Annotated in this window: 13 protein-coding genes; 3 read left to right on the top strand and 10 right to left on the bottom strand. The window is 55.7% G+C overall.

Annotation, left to right across the window (positions count from 1 at the left end; all coding sequences use genetic code 11):
• Positions 1-4: 4 nt before the first annotated feature.
• From mftC to mftA, 3 genes are read right to left on the bottom strand one after another with little or no spacing between them, the layout of a single operon-like run.
• Positions 5-1045 (bottom strand): mycofactocin radical SAM maturase, encoded by a 1041-nt coding sequence (mftC, locus tag ACOCF6_RS15670; RefSeq protein ID WP_482461267.1) that lies wholly within the window; start codon positions 1043-1045, stop codon positions 5-7.
• Complete coding sequence (mftB, locus tag ACOCF6_RS15665; protein WP_482461266.1) at positions 1035-1283, bottom strand: mycofactocin biosynthesis chaperone MftB; 249 nt, start codon at positions 1281-1283, stop codon at positions 1035-1037. Before mftB ends, mftC begins: the two co-directional genes overlap by 11 nt.
• Position 1284: 1 nt before the next feature.
• Positions 1285-1392 (bottom strand): variant-type mycofactocin precursor, encoded by a 108-nt coding sequence (gene mftA, locus ACOCF6_RS15660; protein ID WP_482461265.1) that lies wholly within the window; start codon positions 1390-1392, stop codon positions 1285-1287.
• Between the two features lie 352 nt (positions 1393-1744).
• Here mftA and ACOCF6_RS15655 point away from each other — a divergent pair, with 352 nt between their 5' ends.
• Together ACOCF6_RS15655 and ACOCF6_RS15650 are read left to right on the top strand one after the other, a co-directional pair.
• The gene (locus ACOCF6_RS15655; protein WP_482461264.1) at positions 1745-2236 is read left to right on the top strand and encodes an NUDIX domain-containing protein; all 492 of its coding nucleotides are present in this window, start codon (positions 1745-1747) and stop codon (positions 2234-2236) included.
• Between the two features lie 227 nt (positions 2237-2463).
• Positions 2464-3675, top strand: coding sequence for an MFS transporter (locus ACOCF6_RS15650; RefSeq protein WP_482461263.1), 1212 nt, complete (start codon positions 2464-2466; stop codon positions 3673-3675).
• 2 nt (positions 3676-3677) lie between these two features.
• On the opposite strand, the gene ACOCF6_RS15645 is transcribed toward ACOCF6_RS15650, so the two are convergent.
• The 6 genes from ACOCF6_RS15645 to ACOCF6_RS15620 all read right to left on the bottom strand — a co-directional run bounded on the left by ACOCF6_RS15645 (position 3678) and on the right by ACOCF6_RS15620 (position 10950).
• Positions 3678-5690: a PAS domain-containing sensor histidine kinase gene (locus ACOCF6_RS15645; RefSeq protein ID WP_482461262.1), complete on the bottom strand. Its 2013-nt coding sequence runs from the start codon at positions 5688-5690 to the stop codon at positions 3678-3680.
• Positions 5690-6799 carry a glycerol dehydrogenase gene (locus ACOCF6_RS15640; RefSeq protein ID WP_482461261.1) on the bottom strand — a complete coding sequence of 370 codons (1110 nt, stop codon included), beginning with the start codon at positions 6797-6799 and terminating at the stop codon, positions 5690-5692. Before ACOCF6_RS15640 ends, ACOCF6_RS15645 begins: the two co-directional genes overlap by 1 nt.
• Before the next feature lie 39 nt (positions 6800-6838).
• Positions 6839-7150, bottom strand: a complete 312-nt coding sequence (locus tag ACOCF6_RS15635; RefSeq protein WP_482461260.1) for a hypothetical protein — start codon at positions 7148-7150, stop codon at positions 6839-6841.
• Between the two features lie 43 nt (positions 7151-7193).
• Positions 7194-8603 carry a VWA domain-containing protein gene (locus ACOCF6_RS15630; protein ID WP_482461259.1) on the bottom strand — a complete coding sequence of 470 codons (1410 nt, stop codon included), beginning with the start codon at positions 8601-8603 and terminating at the stop codon, positions 7194-7196.
• Positions 8604-8605: 2 nt separating this feature from the next.
• Complete coding sequence (locus ACOCF6_RS15625; RefSeq protein WP_482461258.1) at positions 8606-9508, bottom strand: AAA family ATPase; 903 nt, start codon at positions 9506-9508, stop codon at positions 8606-8608.
• Between the two features lie 236 nt (positions 9509-9744).
• Positions 9745-10950 carry an iron-containing alcohol dehydrogenase family protein gene (locus ACOCF6_RS15620; RefSeq protein WP_482461257.1) on the bottom strand — a complete coding sequence of 402 codons (1206 nt, stop codon included), beginning with the start codon at positions 10948-10950 and terminating at the stop codon, positions 9745-9747.
• Positions 10951-11574: 624 nt separating this feature from the next.
• On the opposite strand from ACOCF6_RS15620, the gene ACOCF6_RS15615 reads away from it, so the two are divergent.
• Entirely contained in the window at positions 11575-12663 is a 1089-nt protein-coding gene (locus ACOCF6_RS15615; protein ID WP_482459040.1) for an IS5 family transposase, read from the top strand.
• Positions 12664-12858: 195 nt separating this feature from the next.
• Here ACOCF6_RS15615 and ACOCF6_RS15610 read toward each other — a convergent pair whose 3' ends face one another.
• Positions 12859-13944 (bottom strand): radical SAM protein, encoded by a 1086-nt coding sequence (locus ACOCF6_RS15610; protein WP_482461256.1) that lies wholly within the window; start codon positions 13942-13944, stop codon positions 12859-12861.
• Between the last annotated feature and the right edge of the window lie 94 nt (positions 13945-14038).

The raw sequence follows: 14038 nt of genomic DNA, 5'->3' as shown, positions 1-14038 counted from the left end.
TTTTTTATGCTGCCGCCGGCAGCCGGTTATCGGCAATGGATGTCACGCAGCGCTCAAGGCACTCGGGGTCACCGCCGTTGATATCGTTCTTCAGATGCCAGGCCACGGCCGGACAGCCGCCGTGACACTGATCGAAACGGGTGCACTCTTCGCAGGAATGGATGCGCAGGTTACGGAAGGATTCATAGATCTCCGACGTATCCCAGATCTCCTGAAAGCTGCTGGTACGGAGGTCGCCGGCTTCAAAGCGGTCACTCTGCAGGAAGGCGCAGGGATACATGTGGCCGGTCGGACTGACGCAGCAGGTCAGCTTGGCGGCACCGCACAGGTTGAGTCCCAGACCCTGGCGCTCCTGCGATGTCAGCGAGAAGAAGCTGTCGCCGGTACGCACATCGCCGCTGGCGGCCAGCCAGTCGGAAAAGGCGATCAGCTGGGTCGGGGTCGGGCGCAGTGATTCCCAATTCTCCGCTCCGCGTCCTGAAGGACGGAAACGGCTGACCCGCAGGGAGACACCCAGAGACTTGGCCAGATCGTGCATGGCCGGAATCTCATCGGCATTCTGGGTGGTCAGGACGGTATTGATACTGGCAGGGATCCTGGTGGCTGCCAGAAGCTTGACGGCCTCTATGGCGGCGTCGAATACTCCGGCACCGCGTACGGCGTCGCAGGTTTCCCGCTTGGCCCCGTCCAGGCTGACCTGAATCGCCACCAGGCGATTAACAGACAGGCGCTTGACCAGTTCTGGGGTAATCAGGGTGCCGTTGGTGGAGATGCAGGTCATGATGCCGTGCCTGTGGCAGGCGGCCAGGATCTCTTCGAAATCGGGACGGATAAACGGCTCGCCTCCACCGAAATTGACCTGGAAGACACCGGCGGTATGCAGCTGCTCAACCAGATCCAGCGCCTCGGCGGTGGAGAGCTCGTTGCAGGCCTTTTCACCGGATGAGGAGAGACAATGGGTGCAGCGCAGGTTACAGGCCAGCGTAACCTCCCAGGTCAGGTTTACCGGGGAGCGCATCCCCATTTCGACATATTTATTGCTCATGGAGAAATCCTTTTTCCAGGAGTTGCGTTACAAATTTCTGCAGGGCCTTCTTCTGTGATTCCGATGTACCGGCGGGAAATTCATCCCGGGCACGCACGGTCGCAAAGTAGTCGGCCGGCAGGAGGGTGCCAGTTGCAGCGAAGAGGAGGCGCGGTCCCTTGCAGTCGTAAAACAGGAGACCGAACCCCTCTTGCCGCGCGCGGCAGGACGGATGCAGCTTTATGCCTGCCGCAGCCATCCTAGTACACCCCGCAGATGCCGTCGATTGCGAGTTCCTCAACCTGGATCTCGTCAAGGATACGCGGTTCTTCGCTACAAGTTACCTCTGCCTGATTTTCAACTTCCATGTTATTCTCCTTTCGTTCTGTGTCGCACCGCTTAAAGATGCGCTGTAGTATGTTCTCTGTATTGCAACGGCAATGCCAATAAATATAACGATGATTTAAATAACAATTTCAAGTGTTTTAATACAACTGTCCACACCTGCACAATCCGAAGTGGGGAAAAATGGGACATGTCAAGAGATGCGGATTCGTGCCCGCGGCTCGTTTCGTGTAGAAAATATCAACAGTGAGTATTTTATCTACAATATTTTAAACCTCTGTTTTGTGTTTTCAGCCGAAACTGTATACAGGAACAAAGGGTGCATACAATTTTTTCTGAATACTGCAGTTTATTACTGCCACGAAAGGCACTCTCATGTTCGAAAAGAATTCCTGCTGTTCCCATTGCGGCACCAGATTCCCTGTGGCGCAGCCATGGCCGATTGCCTGCAGCTCCTGCGGCAACACGAACTACCTGAATCCCATACCGGTAGTAGTTCTGCTGGTGCCTGTCGGGGAGGGTCTGGTGGTGGCCAGAAGAAATATTGAACCGCAAAAAGGGACACTGGTACTGCCGGGAGGCTATCTGGACCTGGGCGAAACCTGGCAGGAGGGTGCCGTGCGGGAATTTTTTGAGGAAACCGGCATTCAGATCTCTGCCGGCGCGATCAGTCTGTACGATGTACAAAACGGTCTGGACAACACCCTGGTGATCAGCGGCCTGGCCGCGCGGCAGCCCGAGAGCCGCCTGAAGCCGTTCTCATCTTCAGAGACCCAGGAGATCGCCCTGATCAAGAAACCGGTCGAACTGGGCTTCCCGCTGCATAACCTGCTGATCAGGAGATACTTTGCCGAGAAAGGCAGGTAGCCGACACATGAACCTAATAAATCGTTTACCGCAGAGGACGCAGGGTAACGCAGAGGAAAACCAAAAACAGAGGTACGACAACAACAGAAAGATCGTGGGGAAAACATGAAGAACTTTGATTCTCCCCAAAGGACTTTTGCTTTCAAGACTTCGACTTACCCCCCAAAGGTTTTGAAGTTCCTCTGCGGTAAACTCTTTTTGTGGGATAATAGATCCACCAACCTCTTATGAAAACCACCCGCTCCAACATCCGAAAACTGTACGCCTTTTCCTTCCTGCAGATGACGCTCTTTCCGATGGCGATCATCACCCTGTTCTGGAAGGATCACATCGGCCTCTCACTGACCCAGATCCTGCTGCTGCAGGGTATCCTCTCGGTCGTGATGGTGCTGATGGAGTACCCCAGCGGCTACATCAGCGACCGGATCGGCTACCGTGTCTCCCTGACCCTGGCAGCACTGCTCGGCATGGTCGGCTGGGGGATCTATACAGTTGCCGCCACCTTCACCCATGTCATGGCCGCCGAGATCCTGCTGGGGATCTCCCTGGCATTCATCAGCGGCTCTGACAGCGCGCTTCTGTACGAAACCCTCAAGGCGGATGGCTCGGAGCAGCACTACGCCCGCCACCAGGGGCGCATGAGCAGCCTGGCCCAGGGGGGCGAGGCGCTGGGGGCGCTCTTCGCCGGAGTGATCTACGCCTATGCGCCGATACTCCCCTTCATCCTGCAGGTTGGGGTCTGGCTGCTGGCCCTGCTCCTGACCCGCACCATGACCGAGCCGACCCGGATTATCACCGCGCCCGCCAGCCACCTGACTGAGGCGCTGCAATCGACCCGCTATGCCTTCGTCGAAAACAAGGGTCTGCGCTACACCATCCTGATCAATGCGGTCCTGGGAATCGCGTCGTTTTATCCGGTCTGGCTGATCCAGCCCTACATGCAGCATGCCGGGGTGCCGCTGACCTGGTTCGGCCCGGTGTGGTGCGGTGCAAACCTGACTGTAGCGTTTTTTTCCCTGACCAGCCACCGCATCCATGGCTTTCTGGGTGACCGCTCCATGGCGCTACTGTTTCTGGTTCTGGTTGTTACGGGGTATCTGGGGTTGGGAACGTTCGGCGGGGTGTGGGGCTTTCTGTTCTATTACCTGCTGACGAGTATGCGGGGGATGCGGGGACCAATGATGCTCAACATCACGCAAAAGGAATGCCCGTCAGCCAACCGGGCCGGCATCCTGTCGCTGCAGTCGCTCTGCTTCCGGCTGCTGTTCGTCTGCACCGGTCCGCTGGTGGGCATGCTGGCCGACAGATCGGGCGTAAGCTCGGCCTTTCTTTACCTGCTGTTGCCCTTCCTGGTTGTGCTGCCGCCGCTTGCCTTCTTCTTCTTGCGCAGCCTTCCCAAGGGAAAAGCGACCCACTCGTCAACATCCATCTCCGGGTAGCTTCAGAATTCCGCACCATTTTCATGCTCCGGTTCGCAGCGGACCGGCAAGCGCACCGTAAACTGCGAACCTTTACCGACCGTGCTTTTCACGCTGATCTCGCCGCCATGGCGCTTGACGATATTGTAGGTGAGTGCCAGGCCAAGACCGACCCCTTTTCCAACCTCCTTGGTCGTAAAGAAGGGATCCCAGATGCGGTCAATGACATTAGGCGCTATGCCGCAGCCCGTATCGCGGACCTGGACGTAGAGGGCCTGATCTTCATCCGAGAAGGTCGACGTGATCTCAACCCGACCACCATCCTTGATCGCATGGCAGGCGTTTATCACCAGGTTCATGAACACCTGACGCAGCCCCGAAGCATCACCGATGATAACAGGCATATGTTCCGTCAGCTCAGCCGAAACCTCCATCTCTCCATAGTTCGGATGGTGCCGCAGCAACTCAAGGATTTCCTGAAGAATCCCGTTTATATTCACGGTTCCGAGCAGGCCGTCGGATTTCCGGCCGAAGTTGAGCAGGCTGCCGATGATCCCCTTGCAGTGATACGATTCCCGGATGATGACCTCCAGATACTTGGGAAAAACTTCCAGCCTGACATCCGTCCCCAGAGAGGGTTCGTCGCGAAAGCGGCGCAGAAGCGCCTCGGCATAACCCGCTACCGAGGTGAGCGGATTGTTGATTTCATGGGCAATCCCCGTGGCAAGCACACCGATACTGGACATCTTTTCGGTCTGGATCAACTGCATTTCATGCAGCCTCTTCAGTGTCACATCCCGCAGGAACACCAGCGCCCGGGTTTTCTCCCCCAACTCATCCTTGATCGGGTTGGCGGTGATGTCGATATAGCGGGTATTGTGCCCTTCGCGAACAGAAACCATGGACGTCTCTACCCGCTCGCCACGCAGAGCCATTTCAACCGGGCAATTGTGCGGCGAGGTGGCAACATCCGGGTGGAACACATCCCGGCACCCCCCGGAAAGGACTTCAGGAGGAAAAAACTGCGGACAGATATGGTTGAGGTGCTGAATCTTTCCATTATGGTCAAAAACGATGACCCCGTCGTTGACCGCATCAAATATGGCCTGCAGCTCGTTTTTCTTGTTGCGCAGCCGGACTTCGTCCTGTTTGCGTTCGGTTATGTCCTGTGTCGTGCCATACAGCTTGACGACCTGCCGGGCGATATTGACCGACGGCTCAACGATCGAATAGACCCATTTGGAGGTGCCGTCCCTGAGCAGCAGTCGATGTTCAATCTCGTAGTTATTGCCCTGCTCGGCCCCCTGCTGCAGAAGAGCCAACGCGTACTCGCGATCTTCCGGGTGGATCAGGTTCGCCAGCACCTCCGGGGTGGTCTCGTCGCGTGTCAGCCCCATAATACGCAGCAGTTCGTCCGAAACACGCAATTCCCCCGTCAGGGGATCCGAGCGCCAGGAGCCGACATGGGACATGGACTGGGCCTTGGCCAGGTTGTATTCGCTTTCCCGCAGGAACTCTTCCCACCGTTTTCGCTCCGTGATATCCACCATTGCGGCATGGCACTCGTCACCCGCTCCGGCAGCCATCGCCTCTATCCGCACATATACCGGCTGGATGCCTTTGACGGAGAGCTTGACCCGGCAGGTCATCTTGTCGCGCCCCAGAAAGACCATCCGCAGAAAATCAGCGAAAATAAAGCGATCCTCACTGGCAACGAATTGCTCGAATCGCAGGCCGACCAGGGTGGCACACTCCATTTTCAGCAGATTGGCACCGGTCAGGTTGACGGTTCGGATGCTCCCCTGTCGGTCAAACGAAAAATACCCGACCGGGGCGCTGTCGTACAGGAGTGCGTATTTATTGCGTGCGACCTCCAGCTCCTGGTTGGCACGGCGCAGCTTTTCGACCTGCAGCTCCAACTCATGCTGGCGGACCTGATAGGTTTGAAGGAGGTGTGTCGAATCCACAGATGTACAAGGCGGCGGGTCATCCACCGTGCAGGATTGGCACAGCTTGTCAGCACAAGGGTTCATCATCAGCGCAGCGCCTTTTTGTAGCGGATTCCCAGGGCATCGGCGGTCCGGATTGCGGCTTCGACCATTTCCGCAGCGACAGGAAACCAGGTTGCGTGAATGGTTTCAGCTTCGGCTACTGCGGCAAAGGCAACCTGCCGGATCTCTTCCGGGGTCGGGTCTACTATGTCCAGATCTTCAAGGCAAAGCGGCAGCCCGACACTGAAACAGAAATCCTGCACCTCACGGATGTCACGCGCCGGGCGACCTTCCAGCACAAGCTGGGCCAGGACCCCGAAGGCAACCTTTTCGCCATGGAGTTTCTGCCCCGCGGCGTTCAGGGTCGTTAAGCCGTTATGGATCGAATGGGCCCCGGCGTGCCCGCCGTTTTCAGAACTCAGGCCGCTCAACAGGGTGTTGGCCTCTACAATCGCCTCCACTGCCGGTGTGACGACATGCCGTTCAACAGCCAGCTTTGCCTGAAGTCCGGATTCCAGCAATGTTTCGTAGCAGGTTCTCGCCAGTGCCCTGGTCGCCAGGGTAGGAGTCACCGCGCCGGTGATCAGATTGGGTTTTCCGCTTCTGGCACAGGTATCCGATTCCCAGAAGGTGGCCAGGGCATCTCCCATGCCGACGACAAGAAATCTGGCCGGCGATCCGGCTACCAGTGCCGTATCCACCAGAACACAATCCGGGTTCCGTCGCAGCAGCAGGTAACGCTCGAAGACCCCTGATTCGGTGTACACGACCGACAGGGCAGAACAGGGGGCATCAGTGGATACAACCGTGGGGACAACGATAACCGGCAGCTTCATCTCATGGGACACCGCCTTGCCGGCATCGATCGCGGCGCCTCCGCCCAGGGCAATGATGATGTCGACCCTGTTTGCAGCTGCGATGCCGGTAAGCCGTCTGATTTCCTGCTGGGATGATACCCCCTGGAAGCATTCCTGATGACAGGGGATGCCTTTTTCAGCAAGGCTGGCCAGAATATCGGGACCGCACAGCGACAAGGCGGTCTTTCCGCCGATAACCAGGGCACACGTTCCGAGAGGGTACGCGTGCAGACCGATTTCCTTGATGGCACCGAACCCTTGTACATAGCGACCTGGTGACTGCAGCATCCGGCTCATGACGTTTCTCCCCCCTTGCAATCCAGCACTACCCAGAACTCAGTACCCGCCGCAGACACCGTCCCCCGGCACCTGCTTGATGGCTATCTCCGGCTCGCTCTCCTCCTTGACACCAGCCCCCTCATGCGGTTTACCGATCTCTTCAATACCGACCGTACCGTGACCGCCCTCCACACTGGGCGCCCAGTCACCCAGATGGGCAGCGCACAGGTTTTCCGAGCTGTTCGCCTTGGCGCCGCAGTTTCTGCATTCAACCGTGGGCTTGTCTGAAAGGCTTGTGATGCACTCCTCCAGCCCCTGGCGCTTGAGTGCGCACATATGCATCGTGTGGTTCTTACTATCACAACTCATCTGGTACTCCTTATTGTTTTTGATGTAGATCGGCACGAAGCCGCTACCAACTGCTGCGCCCGGACGGGTCAAAAACCGGCTCACCGCCCCCGCCCGCACCCCGGGTGTAGTAGTCTTTGGAATCGTAAACCTCCGCCGCCTTTGCATCCAGAATTCTCTGCTTGTCAACCGGATCGGCTCGATCAGCATAGATGTCGCGCAGCAGGTCCTCCACGACCAGGCTCAGATCATCGACTGTTTTCACGACCTCCACCTTGTCGCAATAGGCCCCGTAGATATCCATCAGGCAGTCGCCGCGGCTCCAGGTATCACGCTCTTCCGGGGTCAGCCAGAGCATGTAGCGGGCCTTCTCGCGTATCTCGCCCAGCACCCAGTCGTTGGCCTCGTCATAGTTGTTGCGTGCATCCCCCAGAATGATAAAGGCCGGACGCCCCCGCAGGTTCTCCAAGTACCGTTTCTTGAACGCCAGAAACACCTGGCCGAAACTGCTGTTTTCATCCAGATCGACTATGTCGCCCTTGTCGATGGTTTCCATCAGGTCGTTGACCGGCATATTGGCCAGCATTTCGGTAATTTCGGCAATTTCACGGTTATAGATGAAACTGCGCACATCCAGCATCTGATTATGCAGGGTATGCAGCAGCAGCAGCATGAAGCGTGAGGCATGGCTCACAGAAAAGCTGACGTCACACAGGACCACCAGCCGCGGCTTTTCCCGGCGTTTGCGGCGCAGCGCCACCTGAAACGGCACCATGTCATGACGGTAGTTTTTCTGGATGGTCTTGATGACGTGCAGCTTCCCGCGATTCTGGTTGTTCTTCATCCGCTTCATGTCCTTGCGGAGGCGCATCATCATCCGTGAGACCACATCCTGCATGGCGATCTGCTCTTCCACCGTAAAGGTGATGCCGCTCTGGGTACTGCTGCTTTTGTTGAGCTCGATTGTCAGCGGATTCTGCGTATAACGGCGCGTCGGTCGGGGAGGCTTCTTGGCCTTCCCGCGGTACCCCTTCATCTGGACAACGATTTCAATGCCGTCCGTGTCATCCGGGTCTATCTCCGTCAGGCTTTTCAGTTCGGCCAGATCCTCCGGATTGATATCGCTGTCCAGCTTGAGCAACGGGCCGTTGTCGTCGTGATCGTCGCCCGGCAATTGGTCCAGGTAGTTGAATTCCCCCTCCATCTCGGTGAGGGCGGCATCCATCAGATCGGGAATATTGACATCCGGATCAAAAAACTTGAAGCGGCTGAAATAGCGGTTAAAGACCTCATTAAAGGTCGGAATATCGTTGACGTTCTTCACCAGCGTCAGGCGCAGCAGCTGCCGGGATGACCGGCGCCCTTCCATGCCGCAGAGGCCCAGGGCCTGAACCGCATCCAGGCTTTCACCGGGTGAGACGCGGATGCCGCTTTCACGTAGTGCGGCGACAAAGCCGGCGATGATCCGTTCCATGGTCAGCTCAATTCCTGTACAGCCAGATCGGTTACCTTCTGCAGGTCGCTCTGGTGCTTGGCAATCACGCCCACCGTATTGGCGACCACCTCCGGTGTCAGCTGCGTTGCCTTGAGGATCGACAGCACCTGGGCCCAGTCCAGGGTTTCGGAAACACTGGGGGGCTTGCGCAAGTTCAGATCGCGGGCCTTGCGCAGGAACGCCACCATCTGGCGCGCCAGATCGTCGCAAATTTCGGGGAATTTCACCCGGACGATCTCCACTTCCCGTTCCAGTTCCGGATAGCCGATGTAGAGGTACAGACAACGGCGCCGCAGTGCGTCGGAGATCATGCGCGTGCCGTTACTGGTCAGGATCGTAAGCGGCTTGCGCTTGGCCTCGATCACCCCCAGTTCGGGGATCGAGACCTGGAAATCGCTCAGACACTCCAGCAGCAGGGCCTCGAACTCATCATCGGAACGGTCGATCTCATCGATCAGCAGCAGGGATCGTTTTTCCGACAGAAAGCTGCGCAGGATCGGCCGCTGAACCAGAAAGTTTTTGGAAAAAAAGAGGCTTTCTTCGGCGGACAGACGCTCGACGGCCTCCCGCAGGTCGGCCGACACGGAGAGGTAATTGTCAAGCTGGGTGCGCAGCAACTGGGTATAGAGCAGCTGCTTGCCGTATTCCCAGTCATACAGTGCCTTGCCCTCGTCAATCCCTTCGTAGCATTGCAGCCGCACCAGAGGGAAATCCAGGGCAGCAGAGAGGGCCTTGGCCAGACCGGTCTTGCCGACACCGGGAGGCCCTTCGATCAGGATCGGCTTCTCCATGCGGAGTGCCAGAAAAACGGCGGTGGCAATGGCATCATCGGCAATGTAGCCGCCTGAATGAAGAAACTCCTTAACTCCTTGTTCGGTTATCATATGCGCCTCGTGTCATTGAATTTGAAATTCAGCATGTGCCGTGTTGATGAGAAACAACATCATTGGTTCTGTAATCTTCATTGCAATCTTCAAGCCTGTACGAGAACATTGTTTGATGTTTTTCAGATCCCGGAAAATTAGTTAAAGAAAAAGCCGCTGACACCCGGCGAGGTGCATCCTCTCTTCGGGGCCAGCGGCATAACATCACATGGGGCACACAATGAATCAGATAAAAATTACATGCACTGATGGAAGATCTTGATCATATCCTGCAGACCGGTATCGGTCGGGTTGCCTTCGGTGCAGATATCGGCGACCGAGAAACGTGACAGACCTTCAACGTCTTTTTCAAGCAGACCGAGATCCGTGAAGGTCTTGGTGATGCCCAGGTCGGCTTTCAGCTCCAGACAGGCGTTGATAAAGGCTTCGCCGGCTTTCATGTCGGACATGCCGTTTGTATCAATACCGGCAGCCTGTGCCATCATCTTGAAGCGCTCAGGGCAGGCCGGCAGGTTGAAGGTCATGACCGGACCGAGGCCGATGGCGTTGCAGAGTCCGTGAGGGGCATCGTACATACCGCCCAGGGCGTGTGCCATACTGTGGATCAGGCCGAGACCGGCGCTGTTGAAGCTGTAAGCGGCTGCCATTTCTGCCCATACCATAGCCTCGACAGCTTTGTCGTTGTTACGGTTCATTGCGGACTGACGCAGGTTGCCGAAAATCAGGGAGATAGCGCTCAGGCCAGGACCATAAGCGGAGATAACACCCAGACGGGAAGTGATAGCTTCAACACCATGAGCAAGTGCGTCCATACCGGTGTAACCGGCCAGGTCGCCAGGCATACACTGATGGATCAACGGATCATTGATGGATTTGCTGGGAGTACAGTTCGGATCGAACAGGGCCATTTTGTATTTTTTGTCGGTATGGTTGATGATCGAGAAGCAGGACACTTCCGAACCGGTACCGGATGTGGTGTTGATGGCCAGCTGGGGAATCGTGTTGGCCTTGGTTGCCTTGAAAGCACCTTCAAACGTACGTACATCCTGGCCGTCATGGCTGTGAACGAGTTTGATGGCCTTGCAGCAGTCGTGGGAGCTGCCGCCGCCGAGGCTGATCAGACCGTCAAATTTGCCGGCAGCCAAGGCCTTGGCGCCTGCCATAACTTCATGGTCCTTCGGGTTAGGTGTTACACCACTAAAAACTTCGGAATTAACCCCGGCTGCCTTCAGCACGCCCTGGATCGTCTCGACGATGCCGGTGCCTTTCAGGCCGGTGGTTACGATCATCGCATTGGTCATACCCAGTGCTCTGGCATCATTGCCAACCATTGTATGTGCACCCCAACCGACATTTACGGAAGGATATGCGTGCATCATCTTGATCGGGTATTCCAGTCTTTCATTCTTGAGGGTCCGTTTGACATCTTTGTTGTGAGACATGGGTACTTCCTCCTTTTTGGGTGTGGGTTTTTTGTTTAACTGTTTTTATTCCATTACAGTGCTGCGTTTACTGCTCCTTCATTCTGCTCCGGTTTTTTTGTGACCACCTCCTCATAACCAAGTTTTACGATCATCTCTATATACTGCAAACGAGCCGGCTATCTTTCCATGAAGGCCCATCGTGATCGAGTTATCTATGGCTTTAGCAAGTAGAATGCCAATTTAATTTATCATTTTATTACGGCATGTTACGATTATCTTACTGGATGGGGATGCGTGGCGGGAAAAAACTGCGGGGCGATATGAAACAGTTTTATATAATTTTGTCCACAATGTGTGCTTTTATGGCTATGGATTTTATCTACAGTGGGGAATTTCCACCCAACCGATTCAGCAAGGGCAAGGAACAACAGACCAACAGGGAGTACATTGAAGGGTAGCGGGTTACAGGAATGGCTGATTTAGCGAGAAAAGCTATTGACCACGAAAGACGCGCAAGGCATGAAAAGTTCAAGAAACAACCTATATCAGGTCTTTGAAAAACTCGTTGTATTTACGGTGATTTTGGCACCAATTTATGCTAAGATTTCGCGCATATCTTGCTGATATTTCAGGAGAATAAGTATGCGCGGTTTCGATCTACCATCTGATGCATTGTTCGTTTATCTCTCACCGGAGTCCTTTGTCCCCAAGGATCATCCACTTCGTCCTATCCGACAGATGGTAGATGCTGCACTTGAGAATCTTTCACCGGTGTTCTGCCAGATGTATTCCCATACCGGTCGGCCTTCGATTCCGCCGGAGCGGTTGCTTAAAGCCATGCTGCTTCAGGTTTTGTACTCAATTCCCAGCAACGTCAAACTTGTTGAGCAGATCCACTTCAGTCTTCTGTTCCGCTGGTTCCTCGGGATGGGGCTCGATGAGCCGGTCTGGGATAATTCCAGCTTCACTACGAACCAGGATCGTCTTATTCAGACCGATATTGCCGCCAAGTTCCTTGCGGAAGTGCTTGAGCAGGCCAGGCGCGGCAAGCTGCTATCCAAGGATCATTTCAGTGTTGATGGCACCCTGATCCAGTCATGGGCTTCTCTCAAAAGTTTCAAGCCAAAGAACGACGAGCATGAGCCCCCAAGCGGCAAGAACCCGACTCGTGATTACCAGGGTGAGAAACTGACCAACGATACTCACGCATCCAGCACAGACCCGGAAGCAAGGCTCTACCGCAAAGGTGTCAACCATGAACCCAGGTTGTCGTTTGCCGCCCATCTTTTGACTGAGAACCAGAATGGGCTGGTCATGACGAGTGCTGTTACCATCGCTGATGGCTTTGCCGAGCGTGAAACCGCCAAGGCCATGGTTGCCAAGGTAGCTCCACGAAAGCGACGAATCAGCATAGCGGCCGACAGGAACTACGACACTCGTGGATTCGTCGCAGCCATGCGAGAGTTGAACGTAACGCCTCATGTTACGCAAAACACCACTAAGAAGGGACGTCGTTCATCAATTGATGGCCGCACCACCCGCCACATCAGCTATGCAGCGAGCCAGAAGTTTCGCAAACGCATTGAGGAGGTCTTCGGCTGGCTGAAGACTGTTGGCCTGTTCCGCAAGACTCGCTATCGAGGTATCAAGAAGATCGATTGGCACTTTACCCTGGCAGTAACGGCTTACAACCTGGTCCGAATGCGAAACTTGGGGATCTGTGCCACATAAAGCGGGAGGAAACCGCCCAAAAGGCGAAATCCGGGCCGATTAAGTGGCCAAAATGGCTTCAAAGAGCAATAACATAGTTGAATAAATGAAAAAATGAAGCTGATTCTCTCCGAGAAAACTCAAGTTCAGGATATATCACTTGAATCGGTGAGTTTTTCAAAGACCTGATATACGTCTGCCGGGTTAACGGAAATTTCAGGGCAGACCATAGATTGTCCGGCGCACCTCGCAACGATCATCGGCGGCCAGCAGATTGCCGCAACTCCCCCAGGCCCGCCCCATGCATCCTCCCGCACAGGACAATCTGCCCGGACAATCCCGGCACTCCGGGAGCGCAGCAGAGCGCGCGCAGCTGATCTGCTGCAGGGATGTCCAGAGCGGAATCCCTTCGACAAGGGCTCGCGCCAGCCCCTTATCAAATACCCCGCTCACAGAGTATTCATCCGCGTGACAGAGCAGACAGGGATACAGCCGACCGGCCGGCGTCAGGTATGGATTTTCAACAAAGCTGCAGCAACCCTGTCGCGTGGCATCTCCTGCCCGCCACTCCAGCGCTGCCACGGTTCCGATTTTTCTGTAGAGCTCCCGGAAGCGGCTGTCACCATCGAAGCGCTCCAGCAGCTCCATGTACTGCTTCAGCTCGGGCGGGGCAAGCGGCGACGTTTCAGCAGCGCGTCCGCACAGGACCAATGCGCCGGTCGAAACCGAGCCAATGCCCATACTGTCCGCAAAAGCGAGCAGCTCGGGTATTTCTGCAAGATTATGGCGCATCTCTGTGAAAAAAATCGAAATCCTGCTGGCAAACCCCGCCTGGACAAGCTTCACAATTCCCTGCAGCGCACCGCTGAAAGCGCCGGCACCCCGTACCAGATCGTGGGAATGGGGTTGAACGCCATCCAGGCTGATCTGAATCGCAAGGCCGGGAAAATCAAGTTCCTGCAGAGCCGCGATATGATCATCCCTGAAAAGCATGGCGTTGGTCTGGAGCACAACCTTCTCCAATCCCTGAGAACGGGAGAATCGAAGCAGATCCATGCAGCGGGGATGACACAGCGGTTCGCCACCGGTAATCCGGAGACCTTCACCGCCGAGAACAGCAAACTCTTCCACCAATACACAAAGCTTCCGCATTGATACATGTGCAGGTGCCGACGCCTCTCCGGCCCTGACCCAGCAATGGCAACAGGCAAGATTGCAGGCACCGGTAATGGCAAGCGTCAGCAGTGCGGGAGAACGCAACCCAGCCAGCTCCAATTGCGGCAACACCTCTGCATGTCCCATGGTAATCATTTCCCGGTAGATTGAACTACGGTCAGCTTAACATTGCCACCAGCACGCAATCATGTTCAGGACAAACTGTAGATATGCTCTACAC

Source organism: Geobacter psychrophilus (assembly GCF_056821595.1).
The sequence above is the reverse complement of the archived record's forward strand: the minus strand, read 5'-3'. Positions and strand labels throughout refer to the sequence as shown.

Coding starts and splice junctions, on each gene's coding strand:
- ACOCF6_RS15625 (WP_482461258.1), bottom strand. CDS start 9,508: ATGATAACCGAACAAGGAGTTAAGGAGTTTCTTCATTCAGGCGGCTAC.
- mftC (WP_482461267.1), bottom strand. CDS start 1,045: ATGAGCAATAAATATGTCGAAATGGGGATGCGCTCCCCGGTAAACCTG.
- ACOCF6_RS15615 (WP_482459040.1), top strand. CDS start 11,575: ATGCGCGGTTTCGATCTACCATCTGATGCATTGTTCGTTTATCTCTCA.
- mftA (WP_482461265.1), bottom strand. CDS start 1,392: ATGGAAGTTGAAAATCAGGCAGAGGTAACTTGTAGCGAAGAACCGCGT.
- ACOCF6_RS15620 (WP_482461257.1), bottom strand. CDS start 10,950: ATGTCTCACAACAAAGATGTCAAACGGACCCTCAAGAATGAAAGACTG.
- mftB (WP_482461266.1), bottom strand. CDS start 1,283: ATGGCTGCGGCAGGCATAAAGCTGCATCCGTCCTGCCGCGCGCGGCAA.
- ACOCF6_RS15635 (WP_482461260.1), bottom strand. CDS start 7,150: ATGAGTTGTGATAGTAAGAACCACACGATGCATATGTGCGCACTCAAG.
- ACOCF6_RS15610 (WP_482461256.1), bottom strand. CDS start 13,944: ATGGGACATGCAGAGGTGTTGCCGCAATTGGAGCTGGCTGGGTTGCGT.
- ACOCF6_RS15645 (WP_482461262.1), bottom strand. CDS start 5,690: ATGATGAACCCTTGTGCTGACAAGCTGTGCCAATCCTGCACGGTGGAT.
- ACOCF6_RS15650 (WP_482461263.1), top strand. CDS start 2,464: ATGAAAACCACCCGCTCCAACATCCGAAAACTGTACGCCTTTTCCTTC.
- ACOCF6_RS15630 (WP_482461259.1), bottom strand. CDS start 8,603: ATGGAACGGATCATCGCCGGCTTTGTCGCCGCACTACGTGAAAGCGGC.
- ACOCF6_RS15655 (WP_482461264.1), top strand. CDS start 1,745: ATGTTCGAAAAGAATTCCTGCTGTTCCCATTGCGGCACCAGATTCCCT.
- ACOCF6_RS15640 (WP_482461261.1), bottom strand. CDS start 6,799: ATGAGCCGGATGCTGCAGTCACCAGGTCGCTATGTACAAGGGTTCGGT.